The sequence below is a fragment of the gamma proteobacterium symbiont of Axiagastus rosmarus genome (assembly GCF_059730925.1).
On record NZ_AP035926.1, the window covers coordinates 24,120 to 50,951 of the forward strand.

27 protein-coding genes are annotated in these 26,832 nt (G+C 53.2%); 15 read left to right on the forward strand and 12 right to left on the reverse strand.

The window, feature by feature from the left end:
* Positions 1-52 precede the first annotated feature (52 nt).
* A complete protein-coding gene (locus AC6I8F_RS19530) occupies positions 53-1,255 on the reverse strand; it encodes an MFS transporter (protein ID WP_059010204.1) in 1,203 nt (400 codons plus the stop codon).
* A gap of 85 nt (positions 1,256-1,340) precedes the next feature.
* Between AC6I8F_RS19530 and AC6I8F_RS19535 the strand changes: the two genes are divergently transcribed.
* Positions 1,341-1,991 carry a GntR family transcriptional regulator gene (locus tag AC6I8F_RS19535; RefSeq protein WP_059010013.1) on the forward strand — a complete coding sequence of 217 codons (651 nt, stop codon included), beginning with the start codon at positions 1,341-1,343 and terminating at the stop codon, positions 1,989-1,991.
* Between the two features lie 116 nt (positions 1,992-2,107).
* Here the strand turns inward: AC6I8F_RS19535 and AC6I8F_RS19540 are convergent, their stop codons facing one another.
* Positions 2,108-2,728: a LysE family translocator gene (locus tag AC6I8F_RS19540; RefSeq protein WP_498028931.1), complete on the reverse strand. Its 621-nt coding sequence runs from the start codon at positions 2,726-2,728 to the stop codon at positions 2,108-2,110.
* A gap of 266 nt (positions 2,729-2,994) precedes the next feature.
* Between AC6I8F_RS19540 and AC6I8F_RS19545 the strand changes: the two genes are divergently transcribed.
* The 3 genes from AC6I8F_RS19545 to AC6I8F_RS19555 all read left to right on the forward strand — a co-directional run bounded on the left by AC6I8F_RS19545 (position 2,995) and on the right by AC6I8F_RS19555 (position 5,968).
* Positions 2,995-3,528 carry a hypothetical protein gene (locus AC6I8F_RS19545; protein ID WP_498028932.1) on the forward strand — a complete coding sequence of 178 codons (534 nt, stop codon included), beginning with the start codon at positions 2,995-2,997 and terminating at the stop codon, positions 3,526-3,528.
* A 570-nt stretch (positions 3,529-4,098) separates the two neighbouring features.
* Entirely contained in the window at positions 4,099-5,232 is a 1,134-nt protein-coding gene (locus AC6I8F_RS19550) for a glutathione-independent formaldehyde dehydrogenase (RefSeq protein WP_059010018.1), read from the forward strand.
* A 469-nt stretch (positions 5,233-5,701) separates the two neighbouring features.
* Positions 5,702-5,968: a hypothetical protein gene (locus AC6I8F_RS19555; RefSeq protein ID WP_072208583.1), complete on the forward strand. Its 267-nt coding sequence runs from the start codon at positions 5,702-5,704 to the stop codon at positions 5,966-5,968.
* Between the two features lie 221 nt (positions 5,969-6,189).
* Here the strand turns inward: AC6I8F_RS19555 and AC6I8F_RS19560 are convergent, their stop codons facing one another.
* The 6 genes from AC6I8F_RS19560 to AC6I8F_RS19585 form a co-directional block, all read right to left on the reverse strand.
* The gene (locus tag AC6I8F_RS19560; protein ID WP_498028933.1) at positions 6,190-6,672 is read right to left on the reverse strand and encodes an anti-virulence regulator CigR family protein; all 483 of its coding nucleotides are present in this window, start codon (positions 6,670-6,672) and stop codon (positions 6,190-6,192) included.
* Between the two features lie 256 nt (positions 6,673-6,928).
* Positions 6,929-7,624, reverse strand: a complete 696-nt coding sequence (locus AC6I8F_RS19565; protein WP_058776170.1) for a DJ-1/PfpI family protein — start codon at positions 7,622-7,624, stop codon at positions 6,929-6,931.
* Between the two features lie 92 nt (positions 7,625-7,716).
* A complete protein-coding gene (locus tag AC6I8F_RS19570; protein WP_059010208.1) occupies positions 7,717-8,367 on the reverse strand; it encodes a LysE family translocator in 651 nt (216 codons plus the stop codon).
* A gap of 77 nt (positions 8,368-8,444) precedes the next feature.
* Positions 8,445-9,311 carry an AraC family transcriptional regulator gene (locus tag AC6I8F_RS19575; RefSeq protein WP_059010021.1) on the reverse strand — a complete coding sequence of 289 codons (867 nt, stop codon included), beginning with the start codon at positions 9,309-9,311 and terminating at the stop codon, positions 8,445-8,447.
* 317 nt (positions 9,312-9,628) lie between these two features.
* Positions 9,629-9,982: an NUDIX hydrolase gene (locus AC6I8F_RS19580; protein ID WP_498028934.1), complete on the reverse strand. Its 354-nt coding sequence runs from the start codon at positions 9,980-9,982 to the stop codon at positions 9,629-9,631.
* Complete coding sequence (locus AC6I8F_RS19585) at positions 9,976-10,569, reverse strand: NUDIX domain-containing protein (RefSeq protein WP_498028935.1); 594 nt, start codon at positions 10,567-10,569, stop codon at positions 9,976-9,978. Before AC6I8F_RS19585 ends, AC6I8F_RS19580 begins: the two co-directional genes overlap by 7 nt.
* Before the next feature lie 80 nt (positions 10,570-10,649).
* Here AC6I8F_RS19585 and AC6I8F_RS19590 point away from each other — a divergent pair, with 80 nt between their 5' ends.
* Complete coding sequence (locus AC6I8F_RS19590) at positions 10,650-11,399, forward strand: DeoR/GlpR family DNA-binding transcription regulator (protein WP_150058828.1); 750 nt, start codon at positions 10,650-10,652, stop codon at positions 11,397-11,399.
* 140 nt (positions 11,400-11,539) lie between these two features.
* On the opposite strand, the gene AC6I8F_RS19595 is transcribed toward AC6I8F_RS19590, so the two are convergent.
* The 3 genes from AC6I8F_RS19595 to AC6I8F_RS19605 form a co-directional block, all read right to left on the reverse strand.
* Positions 11,540-11,986, reverse strand: coding sequence for a VOC family protein (locus AC6I8F_RS19595; protein ID WP_059010027.1), 447 nt, complete (start codon positions 11,984-11,986; stop codon positions 11,540-11,542).
* A 338-nt stretch (positions 11,987-12,324) separates the two neighbouring features.
* Positions 12,325-12,735, reverse strand: coding sequence for an ASCH domain-containing protein (locus tag AC6I8F_RS19600; protein WP_498028936.1), 411 nt, complete (start codon positions 12,733-12,735; stop codon positions 12,325-12,327).
* Positions 12,736-12,889: 154 nt separating this feature from the next.
* Entirely contained in the window at positions 12,890-13,792 is a 903-nt protein-coding gene (locus tag AC6I8F_RS19605) for a DMT family transporter (protein WP_498028937.1), read from the reverse strand.
* Positions 13,793-13,886: 94 nt separating this feature from the next.
* Here AC6I8F_RS19605 and AC6I8F_RS19610 point away from each other — a divergent pair, with 94 nt between their 5' ends.
* From AC6I8F_RS19610 to AC6I8F_RS19635, 6 genes are all read left to right on the forward strand, one after another.
* Positions 13,887-15,221, forward strand: a complete 1,335-nt coding sequence (locus AC6I8F_RS19610) for an aminotransferase-like domain-containing protein (RefSeq protein WP_282997028.1) — start codon at positions 13,887-13,889, stop codon at positions 15,219-15,221.
* Positions 15,222-15,694: 473 nt separating this feature from the next.
* On the forward strand, positions 15,695-16,681 hold the full coding sequence (locus tag AC6I8F_RS19615) for an autoinducer 2 ABC transporter substrate-binding protein (RefSeq protein ID WP_498028938.1): 987 nt from the start codon (positions 15,695-15,697) through the stop codon (positions 16,679-16,681).
* A 253-nt stretch (positions 16,682-16,934) separates the two neighbouring features.
* Positions 16,935-18,455, forward strand: a complete 1,521-nt coding sequence (locus AC6I8F_RS19620; RefSeq protein ID WP_127835124.1) for a sugar ABC transporter ATP-binding protein — start codon at positions 16,935-16,937, stop codon at positions 18,453-18,455.
* The gene (locus AC6I8F_RS19625; protein WP_021508774.1) at positions 18,448-19,437 is read left to right on the forward strand and encodes an ABC transporter permease; all 990 of its coding nucleotides are present in this window, start codon (positions 18,448-18,450) and stop codon (positions 19,435-19,437) included. Before AC6I8F_RS19620 ends, AC6I8F_RS19625 begins: the two co-directional genes overlap by 8 nt.
* 1 nt (position 19,438) lies before the next feature.
* Positions 19,439-20,392 carry an ABC transporter permease gene (locus AC6I8F_RS19630; RefSeq protein ID WP_058758909.1) on the forward strand — a complete coding sequence of 318 codons (954 nt, stop codon included), beginning with the start codon at positions 19,439-19,441 and terminating at the stop codon, positions 20,390-20,392.
* 28 nt (positions 20,393-20,420) lie between these two features.
* Positions 20,421-22,061 carry an FGGY-family carbohydrate kinase gene (locus AC6I8F_RS19635; RefSeq protein WP_104187689.1) on the forward strand — a complete coding sequence of 547 codons (1,641 nt, stop codon included), beginning with the start codon at positions 20,421-20,423 and terminating at the stop codon, positions 22,059-22,061.
* A gap of 55 nt (positions 22,062-22,116) precedes the next feature.
* On the opposite strand, the gene AC6I8F_RS19640 is transcribed toward AC6I8F_RS19635, so the two are convergent.
* The gene (locus AC6I8F_RS19640; protein ID WP_021508771.1) at positions 22,117-22,524 is read right to left on the reverse strand and encodes a Rid family hydrolase; all 408 of its coding nucleotides are present in this window, start codon (positions 22,522-22,524) and stop codon (positions 22,117-22,119) included.
* Between the two features lie 250 nt (positions 22,525-22,774).
* Between AC6I8F_RS19640 and AC6I8F_RS19645 the strand changes: the two genes are divergently transcribed.
* The 4 genes from AC6I8F_RS19645 to AC6I8F_RS19660 all read left to right on the forward strand — a co-directional run bounded on the left by AC6I8F_RS19645 (position 22,775) and on the right by AC6I8F_RS19660 (position 26,746).
* Entirely contained in the window at positions 22,775-23,713 is a 939-nt protein-coding gene (locus AC6I8F_RS19645; protein ID WP_104187691.1) for a GlxA family transcriptional regulator, read from the forward strand.
* A 151-nt stretch (positions 23,714-23,864) separates the two neighbouring features.
* On the forward strand, positions 23,865-24,680 hold the full coding sequence (locus tag AC6I8F_RS19650) for an SDR family NAD(P)-dependent oxidoreductase (protein ID WP_127835070.1): 816 nt from the start codon (positions 23,865-23,867) through the stop codon (positions 24,678-24,680).
* Between the two features lie 56 nt (positions 24,681-24,736).
* The gene (locus AC6I8F_RS19655; RefSeq protein ID WP_104093497.1) at positions 24,737-25,498 is read left to right on the forward strand and encodes an SDR family oxidoreductase; all 762 of its coding nucleotides are present in this window, start codon (positions 24,737-24,739) and stop codon (positions 25,496-25,498) included.
* Positions 25,499-25,543: 45 nt separating this feature from the next.
* Positions 25,544-26,746, forward strand: a complete 1,203-nt coding sequence (locus AC6I8F_RS19660; RefSeq protein WP_498028939.1) for an MFS transporter — start codon at positions 25,544-25,546, stop codon at positions 26,744-26,746.
* Positions 26,747-26,832: the final 86 nt, after the last annotated feature.

A 26,832-nucleotide genomic window follows, 5' to 3' on the forward strand; every position in this document is an offset into this window, starting at 1 on the left:
TTGATTTGACATAAAATCTCCGAAATTTGCAGGTGAAGGATAATGCTGCCAGTCAGCGCGTCGATGACTGGCGTTGTATTTTGAAGTTCCACGCCGCTCCGAGCAGCAGGAAGCAGCTGGTTGCCAGGAAGACGGCTCGCATTCCGATATGCCCGCCAACAACCCCCCCAATCAGCGGCCCGATGAACTGTCCGGCGAACTGCGCTGCGACGGAATAACCAAGAATGCTCCCTACCATTTGATCTGGTACGCGATGACGTATCACTGCCGCAATACATGGCAACAGGCCGCCAAGTGCCAGCCCCATAAGGAAACGCAGGGCAATCAGTTGCCACCCGGACGTAACAAATGCCTGAGGGATCAGCAACAAACCGGCCGCAGTTAACGCAAGTGCGATAATGCGCAAGTGCCCTATCCTGTCTGCCAGCTTCCCAAGCCAGGAGGCGGAAATAATGCTTCCTAATGCCGCTGCCGCCATCACATATCCTGCAACTTTGGTTATCTGAGACGCGTCACTGACGAGGGTTCTTACATAGACCGTGATAATGGGTTCAATTGACATGTTAGCCAGCATCAGCAGCAGGCCGGTGCAAAGCATGCCGACAACTGCAGACCGTGCGGGTATCTGCGACCAGCCAACCCGGGGCTGAGTGGCTACATCCGAAGGTTTTTTCACCTCTTCCCGGATAAGAAGAAGTGTCATGAGGAAAGCTAAAAATATCAGCGCGCCGGCACAAAGAAATGTGGATCGAATTCCAATCAGGCCGGGTAGCCATCCCCCGGCAAGCGGACCGGCAAGATTCCCTGCCATTACACCGGATGAAACTATCCCGAGCGCCCACGCTGCACGTTCTCTGGGAGCCTGGACCGCAATAAGAATTGTCGCGCCGGAGGAATAACCGCCAGCCAGTCCTACCAACAACCGCAGACCGACAAGTTGCCAGATATTGGTTACCAGCCCCATAAGAGATACCGTAACCGCCATGCCCAGACTGGCTCTCACGAGCATCGACTTGCGTCCATATCTGTCACCAAGTCTTCCCCACACCGGGGCGATCAGGCCGGCGGTAATAAACGTTGCGCTGAATGCCACACCAGACCATTGAACAACTGCGGCATGCCCGTGAACACCAAGCTCTTCAACATACAAGGGGAGGAAAGGCAGCATCAGAGTCATTGCGAATACGGTTGAGAATGAGCCAATGAAGCAAACGATCAGATTTCGCTGCCAAAAGCTGTTATAGAGTCGGGTCATAAAAGTGCTCTTTCTTGGTATACCAATTTGGTATACCATACAGGTTGTGCATTTTACTGTCAATTTATGGGAGAACATTGCCGTCATGAGTCAGGCATCAGAGGTTGAAAACCAGTTACGAAAACTAATTCTGAGCATGGAGCTGGGACCGGGAGAACGGTTGACAGAGCGCTGGGCTGAAGCGACGTTTAACGCGTCCCGGACACCTGTGCGAGCCGCATTACAAAAGCTGGAGTCAGAAGGGCTGGTATGTCGTGACGGAATACGCTGGATGGTGGCGCCGATTGATATCGCGGAAGTTGAACAGCTGTGTATTTACCGGGAAGTACTGGAAGTTGCGGCATTAAAACTTTCAGCCGGCCAAATGACGGAAGAACAAATCAGCAGTCTGGAAACCCTGCTCAAAGAGAAAGCTGCTGATGCAGCTGAAGATATTATGGACGATGCCGGAACACGATTCCATCTACAGCTGGCCCGTCTGTGTCAGAATGCGTTTATTATCGATGGGATAAGCGATGCTCTGCGCCGGCTTTCACGGGCAAGATGGCTGGACAAAGCACCGTCGAATCCCGCCTGGGAGGATCATCGCGAAATAATTGCTGCGCTTCGCTCGCAGGATACTGAGAAAGCAGCAGAATTACTCGCCATTCATCTTAGTGAAAGCCGCCTCCGCCTTCTTGAAGCTATCGACTCAAGCAGACGCAGTCTAAGGGCGAGAGGTATTACTATAACCTGACCATGCGGGGCGTTATTACTATAAAATAAAAAGGTCCGCTTTTCGCTCAGAGCGGACGTTTATCTGATCCCGCCCGCTTTGTGCCAGAAGCGGACGTTTTCAGCCAGTCCAGCCGGCTATCTTGTGCTCATAGCAAGTTTAGCCGCGAAGCATAAAAATAAGCCCCCTGTTGCTCTGTCCATCATCTGGACAACGCGATTTTTCTTCAAAATGGCTGACGCAAAATGCGTGCTTAAAATGAGTGTGACTGACCATATAGTCCCAATCGCCACGTGGATGCTGACCAGGATAAAAGTCCATATAAAAGGAGAGTGACCGGCAGGTATGAACTGCGGCAAAAAGGAAACATAAAAAATGCCCATTTTAGGGTTTAGCACATTTCCCAACATTCCTCTGATAAACCAGTTCCCCTGAAAACCATTGTCATCATCGCCATCACTGAAAGATGATCGGGGACGTAACAGCAGTTGTAAACCCAGCCAGCTCAGGTAGACCGCGCCACAAACTTTAAGCACCGTATAAGCCATTTCTGAAACCACCAGAAGAGCACCAAGGCCTAATGCGACCAGCGCCCCCCATAAAAAACAGCCAGCATCAATGCCAAGCGCAGCGTGAAAAGCCTTTTTGCCGCCCTCTGCACAAGCAGTGCGCAGAATAAGTGCCGTATCAAGGCCGGGGGTCAGGGTAAGTAACAATGCTGCGAGAGAGAATGCGAAGAGAGAATCGTTAACAGTCATTTTCTTAGTCCGAAAGAGCAGATGTTAATCATTTAGTTCCCTGTAATCAATCTAACAAATATCAGTTTTAAATGTCCGCTTTTCGCTCATAGCGGACTTCAAGCTCAGTCAGTCTGTCCGCTTTGTGCCGGGAGCGAACATTGTTCAGGTGTCAGGCAGGTACATCAGGGACAGATTTTCCCCGGATGGCTGGCTTAATATCTGTTAAAGATTTCACACCCACAGGCCGATAAAAACAGGAGCGACAGAAACGTAAGGAGATGCGCATGTATGGAAAACTGGTCATTACGGGAATAATAGTAACGTTGTTAAGTGGATGTTCGGCTGGGTTTAGGCCTTCTCTGGAAGACTATAAAGGTTCAGATGCAGCCAGGGTTCGTGCTGCATCTGAGGGCAATACAGCCCTGCAATTTTACGAAAAACAACCGAGTGGCTGTTATAAAAAAGTTTTAGAGCGCCGGGTTACGGCTGGTCTGGCTATTCTCGGTATTCCTGTGTCAGGAAATAAAAAAATCGGAATGCCAGAATCAAGTAACAATAAGGGGGTTTTCATAAATGAATTTACTATCAAGCCGGGGCAACTGATAAGTATAATTCATTACTGGACTCAGCCGGGCTACTACCAAAATACAGAACGATCTGTCTCCACCAGATTCATTCCTCAGCCAAATCATGATTACGATATCGTCGTCACTGGCTCAGAATTTGGCGGGGATAGCGTATCGGTGAGAGATCTGGATCCAGGCGCTAAGATTGTTGGATGGGAAAGCAATTACTGCCCCTCCGGTATATTTGATTAATTGCATGACGCTGGTCACCGTGTGTACGCTTAAGCCCACCCTGGAGTGGGCTTTTTCATGTGTTAATAAAAGCGCTTGCTTATGCTGGAAGCGTGTCGGGTTCAGAAAAAAATCAATGACGATTAACGCACGGCAAATACTGCATTCAGGATGAAATGCAGAAAAATAATGATGAAAGCCGTGGCACTCAGCAAGGTGCGCTTTTCCTTCAGGATGAACGTCAGTCCGGACAACGCCGCACCGGTCGCTGGATAAAAAGCAGAGGATAGCCGGGCGGAGGTTGAGGGCAATAGCGGTTACGGGATTCAGTGCAAGGCTAAGTCAGCGTAGCGGTGTGGTGCGCCAGGGGTCTGGAAGAAGGCGGAGACAAAAGACGTTTAGCGAAACGGTGCTTACAATTCATAGGGTTACATAATATTAATGCTCCCGGGCGACTTCATGCGCTGTTCTACACTTACACATTCAATCAAAACGTTTGATTGAAAAAGCAGCATCACTGAGAGGGAGGCGACCGCAAAGCGTCACGCAGCCGCATTCTTCATAACTGATCATGCACGTGAGGAGAACATCATGAAAGCAGTTGTCTATAACGGACCTTTTGACGTTTCAGTCAAAGAGGTTCCGGATCCTAAAATCGTTCGCCCTACCGATGTGCTTGTCCGTATTACCACCACCAATATCTGCGGTTCAGATCTGCATATGTACGAAGGACGAACCAGCTTCGAACAGGGTCGCATCTTTGGCCATGAAAATCTGGGGCAGGTCATTGAAATCGGCAGCGCGGTTGAGCGGGTCAAAGTTGGCGATTATGTCTGCCTGCCCTTTAATGTCGGCTGCGGATTCTGTGAAAATTGCGAGAAAGGGTTAACCGGCTATTGCCTGACGGCCAATCCGGGTACGGCCGGTGCCGCCTATGGCTTTGCTGAAATGGGCGAATGGGATGGCGGACAGGCGGAGTTACTGCGTGTGCCCTATGCTGACTTTAACTGTCTGGTGCTGCCGCCGGATGCGGTTGAAAAAGAGGAGGACTACGTTTTACTTTCCGACATCTTCCCCACCGGCTGGCATGCCACTGAACTGGCAGGATTGCGCCCCGGAGAGAGTGTGGCGATTTACGGCGCAGGCCCGGTCGGCTTGATGGCGGCTCACTCGGCCATAATCAAAGGCGCATCGCAGGTGTTTGTGGTTGATACTCATCCGGACAGGCTGGCGCTGGCCGAACAACTGGGCGCAGTGGCGATCAATGGGGTGGGCGATGAGGCCGTAAATAAAATTCTCGAGTTAACCGACGGGCGCGGCACGGATTGCGGTTGCGAGTGTGTGGGATATCAATGTTGCAATAAACATGGCCACGAGGATAACTCTGCCACGCTTAACAGTCTTGTCGCGTCAACTAAGGCCACGGGCGGCATCGGTGCGGTCGGCGTTTTTGTTCCGCAGGATCCCGGAGGCGCAACCGACCTGGCCAAAGAGGGTAAAGTGCCTTTCGATTTTGGGAATTTCTGGTTTAAAGGTCAGTCAACCAAGACCGGTCAGTGTAATGTCAAAGCATACAACCGCCAGCTCGCAAGGCTTATCCATCAGGGCAGAGCCAATCCGGCGCAGATCATCTCGCATCGACTAGCCCTGGCAGACGCTGCCGAAGGCTATAAGCATTTTGATGATCGTGATAATGGCTGGACAAAAGTCATTCTGAAACCCTGAGAGGTAACTCAGAAGAGCTAAGACGCATTCAGGCGGTGGGAAGAGGGAGCACGAAAACTGCCTGTTTGTGGCTGGCTATATCTGGCATGAACACCCTTATGACACATCAGCGTAACTCCGACAGATATTTGCCCACTGGTTATCCAGTTTGATGCACATGCGCAGCCTCTGTTCCTCAGGGCACGAAGCCGCACAGTGATCATCTGCCACAACAAAGATAACAAGCGTCGAGGCATTTTGGATCTTCGTCTGACATCATTCCTCCTCAGCTAAAGTTATTTATCAGGCATGAAAGAGATAACGGATTATTCCACTTTGTAATAACCAATTTTTTTAATTATCATTTTTCATGCTTTGCCAAAGCACGCGCTGAGCGAGAAGGGGACACAGCATTGATGTAATAATCGTGAGAGGGAGCCAAACGCCTGGTATTATAGCCATATAGATGATCATGACGGAGAAAAGGCCAATGAAAATTACACTTAAAAAAGAAAATGGAACATCCGAAACACAGGATGTTGCGTCTTTGATTATCACATTAAGTAATGGTGAAACTGTTGAAATTAGTGACGAAAGCCAGCAGCGTCCGTCACATCTTTCGGAAGGAATTACGGTGTGGGGAGGAAGCATGCCGAAAGAAGGCGCCTCCATTGACGACCTCAGGGCTTCAACGCGATCATTAGGTATTTATCCCCTGGCCGCTAATTTGATTCACCTTTTCCCACTCAGTAAATAGCCGCTAAATACAGCACTATGTGAGTTTCGTTTGGGGGCATTTGAGTCGGATAATCGTAAACATCGGCTTTTGCCATAGAACGAATTGACGAACAGACCGATGTCCGCTTTGAGCGAAAAGCGGACATCATCCGTTTGATTTGCAAGCAATTCGGGAAACAGGTTGTTTGCGTATACATGACTTTGCCGGCGATCTCTTTTTGCCGGGCTTGCAGTCTGTGGTTAGTTGAACACACCGTTAATCACGGCGGTCACAACTGCTGTGCTCAACGCAATAAGCACTAAATCATCTCCCACCGCGCGCCACTCGTAGCCGGGGTAGTAAGGTAGCGCATTGATCATGGATGCTGGCAAATTTTTCTTAGCAATACCCGGTGGCAATGCTTTCCCACGCGCCACTTTCTTAGCGATTCCCGGCGGCAGAGACTGATAGCCTACCAAACCATAGTTGACGGCGAGCGCTCGTGCCTGAGAGAAGCTAATATCAGATTGAACATGATCGGGGTGCCGGGCGTTCTTGCGATGTCCATGTTCGTTTTTCGACGATGCGTAACCCTGCTCTTTATTTCCGTGCGCGCCATTATTACCGTGATTGCCATTGCCATTGCCATTGCCATTGCCAGGGTTTGCATAAGCCGGTGCAACAAAAACGGCGAAACCAATCATCAGAGCAAAGGTTGTTTTAAGCGTGCGTTGCGTGAGCATGACAGATGTCCTTGATAGTTTGTGTTGCCTTATTGAAATATAGAACGAGGCGGCAATCTTAACCATCACCTCATTTCTGAAATATCAGTAATGTAATAAGCCGGACATGTCTGGGACTCACTCTGAACGCGGGCATTCCACTGCTTAGCCTCTGAATCCAGGGTGGTACCTGCCGGCTCGTGACTATTGAGAGAAATGTCCGTTTTTCGCTCATCGAGGCATTCGTCGGTGGAGAAGTCCGCTCCGTGCCGGCCCGTTATTTCTGTAGTCTGGCTGCGGCTTTCAGCGTCGCCTGCCGCCGCTTTTCAATAAATGGCGCAACCTGTTGCTGAGCTTTTTTCAGCTGTTCTTCAGATGCGGAGCGGGGCGAGCCACAGTCAAAGGGCGGGGCAGGGTCATATTCCATATGCAGCTGAATGTTTTGCGCGATATCCGGTCCGAACATCTCTGATACGACGCTGAGGGCAAAATCGATACCTGAAGTCACACCGGCGCCCGTTATACGGTTGCGGTCGCGTACAACACGCTCATTTACTGGCTCTGCGCCCAATAGCGCCAGCTGATCCAGCGAAGCCCAGTGCGTCGTCGCTTTATATCCCTCAAGAAGCCCGGCCGCGCCCAGCACAAGCGATCCGGTGCATACTGACGTTACCAGCTTCGCCTGTTTACTTTTAGCCCGGATAAACGACAGGACTTCTTCATCCTCCATCAGGTTTATCTGCCCCGGCCCGCCGGGAATACATATTATATCCAGCGCGGGACACGCGTCGAACGTGGTGGTTGGCTGAATCGCCATCCCCCGGTCTGACACCACAAGGTCCAGATTTTTCCAGATGAGATGCACTTTCGTGTCTGGTGCCCGCGAAAAGACTTCAAACGGACCGGTCAGGTCAAGCTGCGTAAGCGCAGGGAACAGCAGCAGACCGATGGATGTAGATGCAGAATCACTCATAAATAATGCCTTCATCTAAAAGGTGATAGTGGCTTTGCCATCAGCAAAGGCAATGGTTTGTGCAATAAAAAATGGAACCCCGTTACTGTCTGTCAGATTATCGAAATTAAATTAACCACGATGACACTCAATGCCAGGCCAATCAACATCATTCCTGAGATACGTTCCAGCCAGGGTAATAAACGGGAAAAGTGCTGGAGTACCAGACGATTGCCAATGAAAGCGGCGACCAGTAAATCCCATAGCAGCACGACACTAAACATCCATATGCCATAGACGACTTTCACATTCACCATCGCATCGCCACCACCAATAAGCGTGGCCAGACTCACGTAAAACAGCGCATTCTTGGGATTGAGTATTCCGGAGAGAAAACCCATGCCCAGTTCACGGTAATGGTTCGAGGCACCAGCAGGCTGAGTTACTGATTCCGCTGTTTTGACGCTGCAGGCAGACAATGAGCTCATGCCAGCAAAGCGGATAAAAAGCAGACCGACATAGAGTAAATAAGCACTGCCCGCGAGCTGAATAACGATAAAACTGATGCTCTCAGGATGGAAAAGCGTGATACCGCTGAAGGCAGCCAGTATAAACACGCCGTTCGCTATGGCTATCCCCAGGCAGACATTGGCGGCGCGCCGCCAGCCGGCTCTGATTGAGGTGCGTGCCACGAGAAAAAAATCCGGGCCGGGCGACAGCAACGCCAGAAAATGCGCTGCTGCCACGATAAGAAATTGCTGCAACACGGTATTACCCTCTTAAAAATTTTTAACAGGGTGCAGCTCCCGGGCAGGATTGTATTGAACAAAATTGCACTTGCTCAGGTTCGATAGCAGCCTGGCGTTACGCCAGTGTGGGCCTTAAATACGCGCTGAAAATGACTCTGGTCAGCGAAACCCAGCCGGTAAGCGATATCGGTAATGTCACAGCCTGACTGAAGCCAGTGACGTGCTTTATTTATGCGCAAATTAAGCTGATAAGCATGCGGTGTCATGCCAGTCGCAGCGCGAAATGCTCTGATGAGCTGATAACGACTCATGCCTGAAAGGCTTGCCAGCTCCGACAACGCCCACGGCTGCCTTTCAGCCTGGTGCAATACTTCAATCACGTTGTGTAATGCCCGACTGAAGTCAGACGCCATGACAGGAAAGGCTTTCACCGGGCCGGTGCCATATTTACTGTCGCCAATAAACTCGATTAGCGCTGTATTTTTGTCTTCTGTACTGGCAGTCGAAAACAGGAGGTTATTCAGTTCACAGAAGCGATGATAGCGCTCTTGATTATTCGTCACCCGAACTTCACCTTGACTGATGAAGCTGCCTGAAACATCGTCCATTTCAGCAAGTAAAGCATTTAACCACGCGGCATCTATATGTAACATCTGATAGCTCCAGTGCTTATGGGGCAATGGATTACAGGAGTGAACCGCGCCGGCGGGAATAAAAACCATCATTCCAGGTTGTAAAGAACAGGGACCACCGGATGCGCCTGTGAACAGGCTGCCGCCTGCGTCAACTGCGCCAATTGAAAAGGTCGGGTGACTGTGTGGTCTGTAACATGCGCGGCTGTGACACGCGCGACGACTTTCGACAAAAACCAGCGACGGATCGCGCCAGAACTCTGTACGAGTGGCTGCGCTGTCATTATCGCAATCGCAGCCGGAAGAGGGTGTGCGCGGAATGAGCATGCCTGTTTCCATCCTGGTACCAATTATCGTTGTCATGCCTGTGAGGCGTTAAGCCAGACACGATAGCATTAATTCAGATGCCTGACTCAGGCTGGCACGATGTTGTCAGTCTGCTGCGGGTAGGGCCGCCTGATGTTATGAATCACTGCATCAGACGATGCAGAGAAAAAGCGATCAGCAAGACTGGCATATTTCCCGGGCATCAATGAGTTTGTTTTATTCGCGAAAAATACTCGTGTTTGAATGACGGCGACAAGCCAAATGTCCATAAGCCTGAATGGCCGCGCTGGCCTCGTCGCCATCCAGTGAAAGCATAATCACCCGAGCGGAATCTCATCTATGTGAGTATAAATTTTTAACCCGAGTTCCCGGCCAATCCGTATATCGTTATCGGCGCCGTGCGACGCGCCCTGCATACGTAAGATCGCGTCGCAATGCTGAATCAGCCGATGTGCAACCGGATAAAGATAAGCCTCACTGATTTCATCACCGATTGCCTGTGAACCTGCGGCGGCGGCAAGAGGTAATGCCAGCCATTCTCCAATCACCGGCGTATGCCCTTTGTGATAAACCTGCAGTGCCGCTTCGTCTAATTTTCGCATATTCGCGTGAATTAAAACCGGGTCTCCTTCGGTGCCGCTGCGCACAGGGCCGGCGATCAGGATCAGCATGGTATTGGCTCCTCAAAATGGACATTCATGGCAACGTATTGCAGTAACATGATGGTTTTCGCATCCATAATCTCCCCGCTGCGAATTGCGCTCAGCGCCTGAGTCAAAGGCCATTCCAGTACTTCAATATCCTCGCCCTCGTCGGCAAGGCCACCGCCTTTGCTCTGGCGATCGTCATCAGCATATTCGGCGATAAAGAAATAGAGTTTCTCGGTAACCGAACCCGGACTCATAAAGGCTTCCATGGCTTTTTCAATATGCTGCACCCGGTAACCGGTTTCTTCTTCTGCCTCCGCGACAATGCGGGTTTCCGGCGAAGCGTTATCGAGCAGCCCGGCAGCCGCTTCAATCAAAAAACCGTGGTGACCATTAATAAAAACCGGCAAACGAAACTGGCGGGTCAGCACCACGCTGCGCTTTTGGCGGTTATACAGAAGCACGACGGCACCATTACCGCGGTCATACGCTTCACGCTGCTGCTCTTGCCACGAGCCGTCACGGCGCTGCAATTCAAAGGTGTATTTTTTCAGGGTGTACCAATTGTCGGACAACAACTGCTCACGGATATTGCGTATTTTCTGCTGCATAGCTTGCCTCCTGAAGATGACAAAACAGACGCTATCATGCATAATCGTGCAAATTCAAGAAAAAACGTGAGCGGGTAATTATGCTATCGAGCCAGCGTAAACAACAGATTCTGAAGATTCTGGCGGCTGAAAATCAGGTGATGTCAGGTGAGCTCAGTCAGCGTTTTGGTATATCCGAGGACTCAATACGCCGCGATTTGCGCGAGCTGGCCGCTGAAGGGCTGTTACAGCGCGTGCACGGCGGCGCGCTGCCGGTTTCAGCCGCGCTGGCATCCTTCGAAAAACGCAAAAACGTGCAAATGAGTTCCAAACAGTGTGTGGCGCAAAAGGCGGTGAAGCTGATTCAACCCGGGCAGGTAGTGATTATTGACGGCGGAACCACCACCGCAGAACTGGTGCAGTTGCTGCCAGCAGACCTGGCTTTCACGGCGATCACCCACAGCCCCGGTATTGCAGTTGCGCTGGTGGATTTTCCGCGGGTAGAAGTGATAACCCTGGGCGGGCTGCTCTATCGCCACTCGGTGGTCGCGGTGGGATCGGCTGTTCATGAGGCAGCTGCGCGTATTAATGCCGATCTGTTTTTTATGGGCGTTACCGGCGTGCATAAAACCGCCGGCCTCACGACCGGCAACTATGAAGAGGCCGGCATAAAACGCGCGCTGGCGGGGAGAGCCGCCGAGACCGTTGTCATGGTGTCAAAAGAGAAACTCAATTCCGCCTCCGCCTTCGCGATTGGGGATCTGGATCTGGCCAGTACGCTGATTGTCGATGGCGAGCCTGATAAAGAACTGCGCATGGTTTTAAAGCAGAAGCATGTCTCGCTGATGTAGTGCTAATCGCCGTGTTTTTGCAAAACAGATCGGTTCATGATCTTCTATGGCCTGCCGGGTAAAGCGATTGTTGTCGGCTGTGTGTCAGAAGCGGACATCGAAAACGTCACTGTTTTAATTAGAGGATAACAGATGATAATCTATGGGCTTAAATGACTAAGCTCCATTAATTCAAGCGTCTGACCATCAGGGCTTTGTAAATATATTACTCTGGTTCCCTTCATGGGGCCTGACAACACTGTCTGAGGTTTACCCGGCGTCTTCCAGCCATAGTCCGATGCTTTGCTCAACAGTGTATCAAGATCTTCAACTGTAAAAGCAAGGTGAGCGTAGCCTGGGATATAAGGTGCTGAAGGTTCTGCTGGCTGCTCTATATTACTATATTGTAGTAATTCAATTTTGATACCAGCCAGTTCAAGCAAAGCCATCCGTACATCAGCTCCCCTTGCACCTGTGACTTCATCGATTATGGGTCCAGACATTTTTCCTTCGCGTATTAATTCACCTCCAAGGATATGAGTCCAGAAGAACACGGAGTCTTCAATGTTTTTAACTGAAAAACCAACGTGATTAACACTTAAGATCATTCGATTACCTGCTGAGTTTCGAAAATTGGCCATCCAACTATATGAAAAGAAAGCTTTATTGCTACACAATAAATGCGATGGGATTTGTACAGGAACAAGCACTATGCAATTCGGTTTAAACTATGTATTTACGATTCATACACAGCAACAGATGTACAGAAACCAGCTTCCCATTGATAAATAAGCAACCACGCTATAAGCCTGCATTTTTTGTCGATAAACAGCGGATGACCGCTTCGCGCTCATAGCAGAAATGGACTTGTGCTAAGTCCTCTGTAAGCTAAAAGCGGACATTATTATTGATGGCCGCCGATAAAATGCTGGACTTTTTCCTGATCTTACAGCACTTCTACCACTTCAAATTCTTCAGCAATCAACTCCATATCTTCTGAAAAATGACCTTCACGGCTAAAAAATCGCTGGTGTTCTTTCTGCCAGAATTCAAGACTTAAATCGCCTTCACCTTCTTTGCGGGCAAACTCTTCTGTTACATCACAAAAACGCACCAGCCGTAGTGAAATCAATCTGATCACACAGACCGGGGTATTCTGACCATCAAGAATAATGTTATAGCTCCCAATCTTCGGAGCAGACTCCTCCTGCTGGTAAGCGGTAAACGATCCGCAGGAAGCTGTTTTGATGCCTTTTTTTACCAGTTCCGCCAGCTTGCTGGCCAGTTCCGCGCTGTCACCCATTTGCCAGGCAACTGCGCCAGGATACTTCACTTTTATTTCCTCAACCGCAAACATGAAAATTTCCTCAATCGTCGGTGAATGAAAAGTTAAATCGTTTATAGCATGAACTGTTCCACTATTAAGAATCTGGCTGATCGTCGCATGTCGTGGTCCACTTTTTGGTCAACGTGGACACTTTACATAAATCCAAACGACAGGAGGCTAAGACCTAATGTGCAAACCTGCGCGAGCCAATGACACAAAGGATTACGCCCAGCGTTATGAAAATCATCATCGGACTTACCGTTTCAGACAGTAACGTTGCTGAAAGTCCGAGACCAAAGAATGGCTGCAGCAACTGTAATTGTCCCACAGCGGCGATGCCGCCCGCAGCCAGTCCCCTGTACCAGAAAATGAAACCAATCAGCATACTGAATAGCGATACATATCCCAGTGAAAGCCACGCCTGCAGGCTTATTTCGCCAATGCGCTCCGGCAAGGTCTCCAGGGTGGCAACAAGCATCAACGGCAGGGAAATAATCAGTGCCCAGCAGATAACCTGCCATCCTCCCAATTCACGCGAAAGCTTTGCACCTTCGGCATAGCCGAGGCCACACACAATCACGGAAGCCAGCATCAGAAGATCGCCGGTTACTGATACAGAACCTTTCTGGAGTAGGGCAAATCCCATCACCAGCAGGCTGCCGGCGACTGAAAAAATCCAGAAAGCCAGCCTGGGCCTTTCGCCTCCTCTGACAACGCCGAAAATAGCCGTCGCCATGGGTAGCAGACCGAGGAAGACAATAGAGTGAGCCGAGGTAACGTGCTGCAGCGCCATGGCTGTCAGAAGAGGAAAACCAACCACTACACCTGCAGCAACGACAACCAGAGAAATCAGCTGATGCCGCTGAGGACGAGCCTGACTTAAAAAGAGAATCAGCATAATGGCCAGTACACCGGCAATTGAAGCGCGAGAAAAAGTCAGAAAAAAGGGATCCATTTCCCGCACTGCTATGCGTGTTGCGGGCAAAGAGCCACTGAAGATGATCACGCCGGTCAGCCCGTTCAGCCAACCTGATTTCAGGCCAGAATGTGTATTTTTTACCCTGGTAACTGTCACAACAGACCTCATTAAGTTCGATAAATGTTTTAACAGATAACGTTGACAGCCCCCATGCTAAGTACCAGCATTCAGGACAATCAAATAATTGTCATAGATACAATTCATGAAAGCTCGATACAAAGTCATCGTGGATGAATTCGCTTCCGCGATACGAACAGGCGCGCTCCTGCCGGGCGCCCGCCTGCCTACCCACAGAGCGCTGTCGGCTGAAAAGCACGTGTCACTGGCAACGGCTACCCGCGTTTACGCTGAGCTGGAAGCCATGGGGCTGGTGAGCGGAGAAACCGGAAGAGGAACATTTGTCAGGGAAATTTCGCTGCCCGCCGGGCTGGGTTTGGATCAGTACGCAGTGGCGTCTGACGTGCTCGATCTGAACTTCAACTATCCTACGCTACCGGACCAGGCGGAACGGTTACGCCAGGCAATGCGACAGCTGGCCACATCTGGCGATCTGGCTTCACTGTTGCGTTACCAGCCGCACGCTGGCAGGCAAAGCGACAGGGAGACAATCGCGTTATGGCTCAATGCCTCCGGCATGACCGCGTCTGCTGATGAGGTTTTGATTGTAAATGGCGCGCAGCACGGTCTTAGCGTTGCTGTTATGGGGCTGCTGAAACCCGGGGATGTGGTGGCTGTAGATGCTCTGACCTATCCTGGCTTCAAAGCCCTGGCCAGCCTCTATCATCTGGAACTGGTGGCGATACCCACTGATGCCAGTGGACCGGACCTGACGGCATTCAGGCAAATCTGCCAACGCCGGCGCCTGCGCGCGGTATATACCATGCCAACACTGCATAACCCGCTTGGCTGGGTTATGAATGATGCCCAGCGCAGGGAGCTGGCCCGGATTGCCAGAACGTTCGATCTTCTTATCATCGAAGACGCGGCCTATGCATTTCTTGTCCGTCGTCCACCGCCGCCGCTTGCCACTTATGCGCCCGAAAGAACCGTTTATGTTACCGGTTTTGCTAAAAGCGTTGCCACTGGCCTGCGCGTCGGTGCTGTGGTGTGTCCCGCTGAAATGCGAATCGCCCTGGAGCGAGCCATCAGGGCAACGACCTGGAATACTCCCTCCCTCATGGTTTCGATTGTCTGCGACTGGATTAAAGATGGCACACTTAAACGCTTTGAGGCGCTGAAAAGACGGGACGCGCGTCAGCGGCAGGCGCTGGCGCGCAAAATACTTGTGAACAGTGAATGGGTAAGCCATGCCAACGCTTACTTTATCTGGTTATCACTGCCTCAGGAAGTGAGGGCTGACAGGCTTGTACATCGATTGATGCAGCAAAATATCTCTGTTTCCACAGCAGAGCCTTTCAGCACTTCAAACTGTGTGCCGCATGCTATTCGTCTGGCGCTTGGCTCAGTCACGATGAGTCAGTTGAGCGAGGCCCTGGCGAAAATTAAAGAGGCTATCGAGTATGAGAGTGATCTTTGAGCGCTGTCCGCTCCTCGCTCATAAGGAATTATAGCTGCGTGCATGCCCGATCTGCCCCTGGTGCGGATGTGGTTTCATCGTGCCCGAGCATCTGCACAGGCAGTGCAAAACCTCTGCGCCTGCTCCCGTGACGCTGTTCACAATCCGTGCAATTTAAAAGACACCGCGGTGACTTTTCAGTCGTAAAACCCTTAGCGTGGTGTTTTGTATGTAACATTATTGTTAATTATTAGATATTTTAATGTTGCAAAATGGCAGTGAAAGCTATTATAAAGCTCAAAATCGTGCCAGAACCCTCTATAAATTAACATTTATTTAACATTTAAAATTATATAATTTAGCATTTATGGGCTTCGCTCACATTTCCATCACATCCCCGCGAAAACCTATGTACGGGTAAGTTAATCTCTGAGCGTGAATTAAATAGCAACCGCCTGTTCCCTATATCAGAACCTCATCAGAAAGGTACCAAAATGAAATTTAACCTCGCATTAGTCAGTGCATGTGTGGTTTCAGCGTGCATGTTATTCACAACACCCTCATTCGCTGCCAAACCTTATGATATCGCCGTGGTGGCCAAAGTTACCGGTATTCCGTGGTTCACCCGCATGGAAGTCGGCGTAAAAGAAGCCGCGCAGAAACTGGATGTCAACGCCTATCAGGTTGGCGCCTCGACGCCCGATCCGGCGCAGCAGGTCAAGGTGATTGAAGATCTGATTGCCAAAAAAGTTGACGCCATCATTGTGGTGCCAAACGATGCCAAAGTACTGGAGCCGGTACTGAAAAAAGCGCGCGACCAGGGCATCGTGGTATTAACCCATGAATCGCCGGACCAGCAAATTGGTCAGTGGGATGTTGAAACCATCGACAGCCAGAAATATGCGCAAGCCAATATGGACGAGCTGGCAAAAGATATGGGTGGCAAAGGCGGTTATGCCATTTATGTCGGCTCTTTGACCGTGCCATTACATAATGCGTGGGCCAACGCGGCGATCAAATATCAGAAAGAAAAATACCCGGACATGCATGAAGTCACGTCACGCCTGCCAGTGGCTGAAAATATTGATAAGTCATACTCCACCACGCTGGATTTGATGAAAACCTATCCTGATCTGAAAGGAATTATCGGCTTCGGCTCGCTCGGTCCGATAGGTGCCGGTCAGGCGGTTCAGCAGAAGCGCGCGAAAAACAAGATCGCGGTTGTCGGTATCGCTATGCCGGCTCAGGCTGCGCCATATCTGATGCGCGGTGACATCAAAAAAGTCCTGCTGTGGGATCCAAAAGATGCCGGTTACGCCCTGGTTTCGGTCGCCGATCAGCTGCTGCAGGGTAAAGAAGTCACTGAAGACCTGAGCATTGAAGGTCTGGGCAAAGCCGACGTCGATATGGATAAGAAAGTGATTCGCTTTAATAAAATTCTCGAAGTAACGCCAGAGAATGCGAAATCACTTGGCTTCTGATCAGAATGTTTAACACCTTAATTTAACGGAGATAGATTATCTCCAGCGCCACACCAGGCAAATAGAAACAGATACGGCGTTGTATGTTGTGCTGTATCTGAACTTCTACTCAGAGATTGAAAACATATACCCTGAATAATTCGCGTCAGGCGCGGCGAAAGTCAGTGAAATTCGATGAGATATAAATGATTCGGATAAGCGAGCATCGCCAATACCCGACTGGAAATAGGATGGGCAGGCTTAAGGATCTATGATGAATACGCTCAGCACGTCCCCCGCCAATGCTGAGGCCTTTATCAGCCTCGAAAAAATCAGTAAAAAGTTCCCCGGCGTATTAGCACTGGATAATGTCAGCCTGACGCTGAATAAAGGTGAAGTGCATTGTCTGGCCGGGCAGAATGGCTGCGGCAAAAGCACCATAATTAAAGTCATTTCCGGGGTTTATCAACCGGAAAAAGGCGCGGCCATCACGCTGGACGGAAAACTCTTTCATACCCTGACGCCACAGCTGTCTTCTTATTACGGCATTCAGGTTATTTATCAGGATTTGTCGTTATTTCCCAATCTGTCAGTCGCCGAAAATATCGTTATTCACCGCTATTTACCGGGCGGTGATTTCTGGGTACATCGCGAGTCAATGCGCAAAAAAGCGCTGGCGGCGATGCAACGGGTCGGCGTTGCTCTGGATCCGGATCGTAAAGTTGAAAAGCTGTCGATCGCTGACCGCCAGTTAGTGGCAATATGCCGTGCCATCGCTGCTGATGCCAGTCTGGTGATTATGGATGAACCGACAGCGTCACTGACCCGCAGCGAGGTTAATGGTCTGCTGCGGGTGGTGAATGAACTCAAAGCCGCCGGAATCTGCGTGGTGTTCGTTAGTCACCGTCTCGATGAAGTGATGGAAGTCGCCGATCGTATCAGCGTCATGCGCGACGGCAAACTGGTCGGCACCTATCCGGCCAGTGAACTCGACAGCCATGAGCTGGCGTTCCTGATGACCGGGCAGCGTTTCACCTACAGCCATCTGCCGCACCGGGCGCCCGCCGATGTGACGCCACTGCTGGAAATCAGCCAGCTGAGCCGCAAAGGGCAGTACCACGATATTTCGCTGTCGCTGCGCCAGGGAGAGATCACGTCGATTATTGGCCTGCTCGGTTCGGGCCGCACGGAACTCTGTCTGAGCCTGTTTGGCATGAGCCAGCCGGACAGCGGAGAGATTCGCATCAACGGCAAAGTGGTGAAATTCCACTCTAACCGCGACGCCATTCGTCACGGCATCGCCTATGTGTCGGAAGACCGACTGACGCAGGGGCTCATCATGGATCAATCCATTTATGACAATACGCTGGTATCGATTTTCGACAAGCTGCATACCGGCACCGGATTAATGGATCACCGCAAAGCCGCGGCGGTGGTTAAAGACCTGATCCGTGACCTGAACATTAAAGTCCCGGACAGCAGTTTACCGGTTAAAACGCTCTCCGGCGGCAATGCACAACGTATCGCCATCGCCAAATGGGTGGCGACGCGGCCCCATATCCTGATCCTCGATTCACCAACGGTAGGGGTGGATATTGCCAATAAAGAAGGCATTTACCGCATTGCCCGCGATCTGGCGGAATCCGGCATGGCGGTGCTGATGATTTGCGATGAAATTCCGGAAGCGTATTACAACAGCCATCGCGTGCTGGTGATGCGCAAAGGCGAACTGGTAGCGGAGTTCGCGCCGCATCAGAGCAGCGAAGCGCAGATTGCGGAGGTGATTAATGGGTAACAAATCGCTATCGAAACTGTTTACCCAGCACGAATTCTGGCTGGGATTACTGGTGCTGCTGCTGGTGGTGGGTCTGAGCGCCAGCAGCAGTGAATTTATGACGCTGGGTAACCTGACAGACGTCGCCACCAGCTATGCCATTCTGGGCATTCTGGCCTGTGGACTGTTTGTGGTGCTGATTGCCGGCGGCATCGACATCTCCTTTCCCGCTGTCACCTCCATCGGTCAGTACGTGATGGCGAGCTATATCATTCATCACGGCGGCAGCTTTCCGCTGGCGTTTGCCATGTCGATGGGGATCGGGTTGCTGCTCGGCCTGGTCAATGGTTTTCTGGTGTACTGGCTGCGCGTGCCGGCCATCATTATCACCATCGCGACGCTCAACCTGTTTTACGGTTTGCTGGTGTATCTGACTAACGGTACCTGGTTGTACGGTTTCCCCGACTGGTTTATGAACGGGATCAGCTGGTTCTCCTTCACCGCCGCCGACGGTTACGACTATGGCCTGACCCTGCCGCTGCTTTGCCTGCTGGGGGTGATCATCGTTACCGGCGTCCTGATGAATCGCACCCGCGTGGGCCGCCAGATTTACGCCATGGGCAGCAACCGTGACGCCGCATCGCGTCTTGGTCTGAACATCCTGCGACTGCATTTTTACGTTTACGGTTTTATGGGATTGCTGGCGGGTATTGCTGCCGTGGTACAGGCGCAAATTACCCAGTCGGTAGCGCCCAATTCCCTGCTCGGTTATGAACTGACGGTGCTGGCGGCGGTGGTATTAGGCGGCACCAGCATGACCGGCGGGCGCGGCTCGCTAACCGGTACCATTCTGGGCGTGATGCTGCTGGCCTTCCTGCAAAATGGCATGACCCTGCTGAGCATTTCATCTTACTGGCATCAGGTGTTCAGCGGCGCGATCATTCTGGTCAGCATTAGCAGCACCGCGTGGAACGAAAAACGCAAACTGGCGAAGGGGATGTGACATGACGACGTTAAACCGATTCTTCCCCGGCGACCGCATCATTCGTTTGCAGTTGCTGATCATCGTGGCCGTTGCCGTGCTGTTCTCCTTTACGCTGGGTGGCAGCTTTTACAGCGTCGGCAATTTCCAGTCGATCTCCTCGCAGTTACCGATTCTGGGCATGCTGGCGCTGGGGATGGGCATTACCATGCTGACCGGCGGGATCAACCTTTCGATCATTGCCGGTGCCAACGCGTGTTCACTGGTGATGGCGGCGATTCTGGTGGCGCATCCGAACCAGCCGGAATATGTCGCACTGGCGCTGCTTGCGGGTCTGGGTGTGGCGCTGGTGATTGGGGTGCTCAATGGCGCGCTGATTGCCTTTATCGGGGTTTCACCGATTCTGGCAACCCTCGGCACCATGACGCTGATCGCCGGACTGAATATTCTGCTGACCAACGGCGCGGTCATTTCCGGCTTCCCGCCGGTGATTCAGTACCTCAGCAACGGCAGCCTGCTGGGTATCCCGGTCGCCCTGGTGTTATTCCTGCTGGTGGCGCTGCTGCTGTGGGTATTTCTGGAACACACTACGCTCGGCCGCAGCCTGTATCTGATGGGTTCCAGCGAGCAGGCGACGCGGTTCAGCGGGGTCAACACGCATAAAGTCACCATCGCGGTGTACGTGCTTTCAGCTCTGCTGGGGTGGGGCGCGGCACTGCTGATGATGTCCAAATTTAACTCGGCACAGGCTGGCTACGGCGACTCCTATTTGCTGGTGACCATTCTGGCCTCGGTGCTTGGCGGCATTAACCCTGACGGCGGTTTTGGCCGGGTGATTGGGCTGGTGCTGGCGCTCATCGTACTGCAAATGCTGGAAAGCGGCCTGAACCTGATGGGCGTCAGTAGTTACCTGACCATGGCGCTGTGGGGTTGTGTCCTGATCCTGTTTATCGCTCTGCAAAACAGAAAATCATAAGCGAAAGCTTTTCAAGAAAGGAAAGAACATGGCGAGTTATTTTATTGGCGTCGACGTAGGAACCGGCAGCGCCCGCGCGGGCGTCTTCGACATGACTGGCCGTATGCTCGGCCAGGCCAGCCGGGAGATCACGCTCTACCGCCCGAAAGCTGATTTTGTTGAGCAATCCTCTGATGAGATCTGGCAGTCCGTGTGTAACGCGATTAAAGACGTGGTCAGTCAGGCGGATATCAACCCGATTCAGGTGAAAGGCATCGGTTTTGACGCCACCTGTTCGCTGGTGGTGCTGGATAAAGAAGGCAAACCGCTGACCGTCAGCCCGACCGGGCGCAGCGAGCAGAACATTATTGTCTGGATGGATCACCGCGCGATCACGCAGGCAGAACGCATCAATGCCACCGGCCATCGCGTGCTGGAGTTTGTTGGCGGGATTATCTCGCCGGAAATGCAGACCCCCAAACTGCTGTGGCTGAAACAGCACATGCCGACCACCTGGAGCAACGTCGGACATCTGTTCGACCTGCCGGATTTTCTCACCTGGCGCGCCACCCAGGATACTACGCGATCGCTGTGCTCAACCGTCTGCAAATGGACCTATATCGGCCATGAAGACCGCTGGGATCCGAGCTATTTCCGCCAGATTGGCCTGGAGGATTTACTGGAAAACAACGCGGCAAAGATCGGCAGCGAAGTGAAAACCATGGGTGAGCCGCTGGGGCATGGCCTGACGCAGCGCGCTGCCGCAGAGATGGGGTTAATGGCGGGCACGGCGGTCAGCGTTTCGATTATTGATGCGCACGCCGGCAGCCTCGGTATTCTCGGTGCCAGCGGCGCATCTGGCGAATCAGCGGATTTTGACAACCGCATTGCGCTGATTGGCGGCACGTCCACGGCCCATATGGCGATGTCGCGCAGCGCGCGCTATATCGGCGGCATCTGGGGGCCGTACTATTCGGCGATTTTGCCGGATTACTGGCTGAACGAAGGCGGGCAATCTACCACCGGCGCGCTGATTGACCATGTGATTCAGTCGCATCCGTGTTATCAGGATCTGCTCAAGCAGGGCAAAGACAGCGGCAAAACCATCTATGAAGTGCTCAACGGCATACTGCGCAAGATGGCGGGAGAACCCGAGAATATTGCCTTCCTGACCAAAGACATTCATATGCTGCCTTATTTCCATGGCAACCGCTCACCGCGTGCCAATCCGACCCTGACCGGCACGCTGACTGGCCTGAAACTGTCACGCACGCCGGAAGACATGGCGCTGCATTATCTCGCCACCATTCAGGCGCTGGCGCTTGGCACTCGCCACATTATTGAGACCATGAACCAGAGTGGTTACTGCATTGATACCATTATGGCCAGCGGGGGCGGCACCAAAAATCCCATCTTTGTGCAGGAACATTCCAACGCGACGGGCTGCGCAATGCTGTTACCGGAAGAGAGTGAAGCCATGTTGCTCGGCAGCGCCATGATGGGCACCGTGGCGGCGGGTGCGTACGACTCTTTACCCGAAGCGATGGCCGCCATGAGCCGCATCGGTAAGACCATCACGCCGCAGACCAACAAAATCAAAGAGTATTACGACCGTAAATACCGTGTATTCCATGAGATGTACCACGACAGCATGAAATACCGGCAGCTGATGCAGGGAAAAGTCGAATAATTGCCGAAGAAGCAGGGCTGTAATCACAGCCCTGTGACGTAAGCGGCGGTTGCGGTTATTTTTGCCCATCCGCCTGAAGCACCCTTTTCGCCACAATCCGCATTTCCACCAGGGCGTTTTCCGGAATGAACTCTGACACGCCGATGGCAGACCATGCCGGGTAGGGGGCTTTGATATACACATCTTTGACCTTAGAAAATACCCCGATGTGTTTTTTAAGATCGATATGAAAGGTGGTCATCTCCAGTATATGTTCATAGTCCAGTCCGGCAGCGTTTAAATACACACCCAGCTTATAAAACGCATCATGGAATTGTTCTTCAGGGTGGGTACTTATCGGTTTGTCTTTCCGCGCTGCCGTCACCCCGGAAAGATACAGGGTGCCATCGGCTTCGATAACGGGAGAGAAGTGCCAGTCATGGTAATAGTGCTGAAATTCTTCAGGAACGATCGATTTTTTCATGGTTTTTCTCTGATTGATGACCTGGGCAATGGCCGCCTGTTTAAAACCCTATGCCTGGCGAACTGCCCGATCGGGTACTCTTAACATAAAACGGCGCAGAAGATCCGCAGCAGGTCGGTGTCATCGCCTTTTTTATTTTTCCGCAGGTGATACCGCTGAACGAAATCGGGTTATTGTCATGGCTCACCCTGCTTAACATCAGGCCGGACACAGTGTGGCAGACGGTGCCGGACGACTGAAGGAGACGATGATGCACCGGGTAGGTTTACTGATTTCCGATCATTTCCAGGTTCTGGGATTATCCACGCTGAGCATTTTTGAGTTTGCCAATCAGGTAAACGGCGAACCGTTTTACCACTGCACGGTTTATTCAGAGCGCGGTGGCGCGGTGCAGTCCTCTTCCGGCTTCGGCGTCGACAGCCAGCCGATCCATAGAGATATGGAAATGGATACCTGGCTGGTCGCAGGCGTAATGACACCGCTGGAGTTGCCGGCCACAGCGGGCATCGTTGATTTTCTGCAGGTGCAGGCGCCCCGGGCCCGCCGGGTGGCCGGGATCTGTACCGGCGCATTCGTGCTGGGGCAGGCCGGTCTGTTATCGGAGCGCCGCGCCACTACGCACTGGGTACATGCCCAGAGTCTGCAACTGCTGCACCCGACGACGCGGATAGAAGAAGACCGCATCTTTATTATTGACGATCACATCTGGACCTCGGCGGGACTCACCGCCGGACTGGATATGGCGCTGGGAATGGTGGAGAAAGATCTCGGTGCCGAAGTGGCGCGCAGCGTGGCGCACCTGCTGGTCATGCATCACCGCCGCTCCGGCGGACAGACGCAGCACTCTGAGATGCTGATGCTGTCTCCGCGCAGCGACCGGCTGCAGTCGGCGCTGGAATATGCGCGCAACAATCTCAGCAAAGCGCTGACCATCGAAGACCTTGCGGATGCGGTTCACCTCAGCGCGCGGCAGCTCAGCCGCCTGTTCCGTTCTGAGACGGGCAAGTCGCCGGCCAAAGCCATTGAGGGATTACGACTGGAAAACGCCCGCTTGCTGATCGAGCAGAGCAGGCTGCCGATGGAGGTGATAGCTCGTGAATCCGGCTTCCGCGATCGCCGCCATATGCGGGAAGTGTTCATTCGCGGTTACGGCATCCCGCCGCAGTCGCTGCGTACCGGTAAAGCCTGACGCGCCCTGTCCCGCCTGAACGCCTTCTGATCACGATGGCCGGAATCCCGGTCATCATGTTGTCCGAAATCACGACCTTTCTCGTCAGCCGCGCCGGTGCGCGACTGCGTACTATGAATTCACCAACCCGATAACTGACAAGGTGAATATCATGACGCAGCAAACACACACCAACCGCGGCACTGCCGTTGTCACCGGTGCCTCTACCGGTATGGGCGCACTGTACGCCGGCCGCCTGGCACGCATGGGCTATGACCTGATCATCGTGGCCCGCAATCACAACCGCCTGAACCAGCTGGCTGAACACATCACCACCGACAGCGGCCGCAGCGTGGAAGTCATCACCGCGGACCTGGCCGATGCCGCACAGCTGAACGCGCTGGAAGAAAAGCTGCGTCAGGACGCGAGCATTACGCTGCTGGTGAATAACGCCGGCATCGGCACCCATACCCCATTGCTGGACAGCGACGTGGCGCAGATGAACGCCATGATAAATCTCAACGTCATCGCGCTGACCCGCCTGACCTATGCGCTGGTGCCAGGCATGGTGGCGCGCGGGCGCGGCGCCATCATCAACATCGCCTCGATCGTCAGCATTGCGCCTGAGCTGCTGAATGGCGTCTACGGCGGCAGCAAGGCTTACGTGCTGGCGTTCAGTCAGTCGCTGCACCATGAACTGGCCGGTAAGGGGATCCAGGTGCAGGCCGTACTGCCTGGCGCTACCGCGACGCCGTTCTGGGATAACGGCGGTCTGCCGGTTGACCAGCTTGACCCGAACATCGTCATGAGCGCGCAGGAGATGGTTGATGCGGCGCTCACCGGCTTCGCCCGCGGCGAGCTCATTACCATTCCGTCCCTGCAGGACGAAGCGCTCTGGACCCGCTATGAGCAGGCGCGTCAGGCCATGATGCCGCACCTCGGCAGCGACGCGCCGGCTGAACGCTATCGGCCCGTCTCTGTGCACTGAACGCCCCCTTATTCAGAATCGCAATCTCAATAACTGTCCCATTAAGGAATCAGATCATGAAACTGACCGATAACACCATCTTCATCACGGGCGGCACTTCTGGCATCGGCCGCGCAATGGCAGAAAAATTTCATCAGCTGGGCAACCAGGTGATTATCTCCGGACGCCGCGAGGCGCTGCTGCAGGAAGTCACCGCCGCCAGTCCGGGCATGGGCTATGTGGTGCTGGACGTCACGCGCGCCGACAGCATTCAGGCCGCGGCACAGAGTGTGCTGGAGCGCTATCCGGCCCTGAACGTGGTCATCAATAATGCTGGCATCATGCCGTTTGACAACGCGGCGGGCGAACTGGATGACGCGCAGGCGGTGACGCTGCTCAACACCAACATTCTGGGCCCGGTGCGCGTCAGTGCGGCGTTTATCGAACACCTGAAGCAGCAGCCGGACGCGGTGCTGATTAACAACAGCTCGGTGCTGGCCTTCCTGCCGCTGGCGACCAACGCGCTTTACTCGGCCACCAAGGCCGCAATTCACTCCTATACCCTGTCGCAGCGCTTCCTGCTGCGTGATACCGGCGTGCAGGTCATTGAAATTTCACCGCCGTGGGTGGATACCGATCTGATTTACAAAAGCGGCGACCCGCGCGCCATGCCACTGGACGCCTTCATCAGCGAGACGTTTGAAAAGCTGGGTACCGACACCATCGAAGCGATTGTCGACCGCGTGCTGCCGGTGCGCGATAACCCGGGCGCGAACGAGCATACGCTGGTGAATCAGTTCAACCAGTCTGTAGCGGATAACCCGATTCCTGTTCAGTAAACATTTCAGGGGCAGCGCCCCTGAAGTTTATGCCGGAGAGAAATAATGAACGCTGTCATCACCTCTTCCCAGCGCCGCGCACTGCGTGCGCTGAGCATTGCCTACTTCGTACAGGCTACCGGCGCGCTCTCTGTCGCTGGCAGTCTGCCGGCCATCTCTGCAGCCTGGCAGCTGACTGATGCGCAGAGCGCGCGCTTACTGAGTGTTTTCGGACTCACCTTCGCGCTGGCGGCTCCGCTGGTGCAGGTGCTGTTTGGTCACCTGCGCCGTCGCCGGCTGGTGCTCACCGGCATTGCGCTGTTTAGCCTGGGCGCCTTCGCGTTTGTGATGTCGCCGGGCTACAACGCACTGCTCGCCTCACGCATCCTGATGGGGGCCGGCGCCGGGTTCATCGGTCCGGTGCTGGTTGCGCTGGGCTCCGAACTGGTCCATGAACAGCAGCGCGGCCGGGCCATCGGCATGGTGCTGCTCGGGGTATCGATGGCAAGCCTTGCCGGTATTCCGCTCGCCGCCTGGGTAGCCAGCCTGTGGGGCGCGAAAGCCCTGTTTGCGCTGGTCGGATTGCTGAGTCTGCTGAGCGGGCTGAACATTGTGCTGACGGTGCCGGGTGACAGTGCCGGGACGCGCATCCGCCTGCGTGAGATGGCCGGCGTGCTGGCCGATGGCAAATACCTGACGGCTTTCCTGGTGGTGTTTTTTATTACTTCCGGCGTTTACAGCTTTTACGCTTTTATCGCGCCGCTCATCCGCGACAGCTACGCCGGCGGCACGCATGCGGTCTCTGCGGCGCTGGCCGTGCTGGGCGTTGCCGGGGTGCTGGGCAATCTCTGGGTCACCCGCGCGGCGACACGCTTTACCGCTGAGAAGTTGCTGCTGAGCGGCATGACGCTGCTCATTGTCGATACGGCGCTTATCGCCGTGCTGCCGAAAGCGCTAGTCATGCTGCTGGCGGCACTGGTGGTCTGGGCGTTTGCCACCGATCTGCTCTGGCCCAGCCAGCAGCGCCGGATCGTCGAGCTGGCATCAGTCCGCCATCGCGGCATTGCGCTGGCGCTGACCAGTGCCTTCATGTTTGGCGGTATCGGCTTTGGCTCGGCGGTCGCATCATGGATATATCCACTGGCCGGCTTTTACGGGCTGATCGGCATGTCGGTGGTCTTTATTCTGCTGGCGATGCTCAGTCTGCAGCTGTCAGAAAAGCGCAGGCAACCGGTAAACATCGCTGAGTGCGGTCAGCGTCAGGCCTGAATCGGTGGACGCCGCTTACCGGTGCCGCGAAGCGAATGCTGGCCTGGCACGCTCTGCGTATTAAATGTGTGACGTCAGCAGGGAAG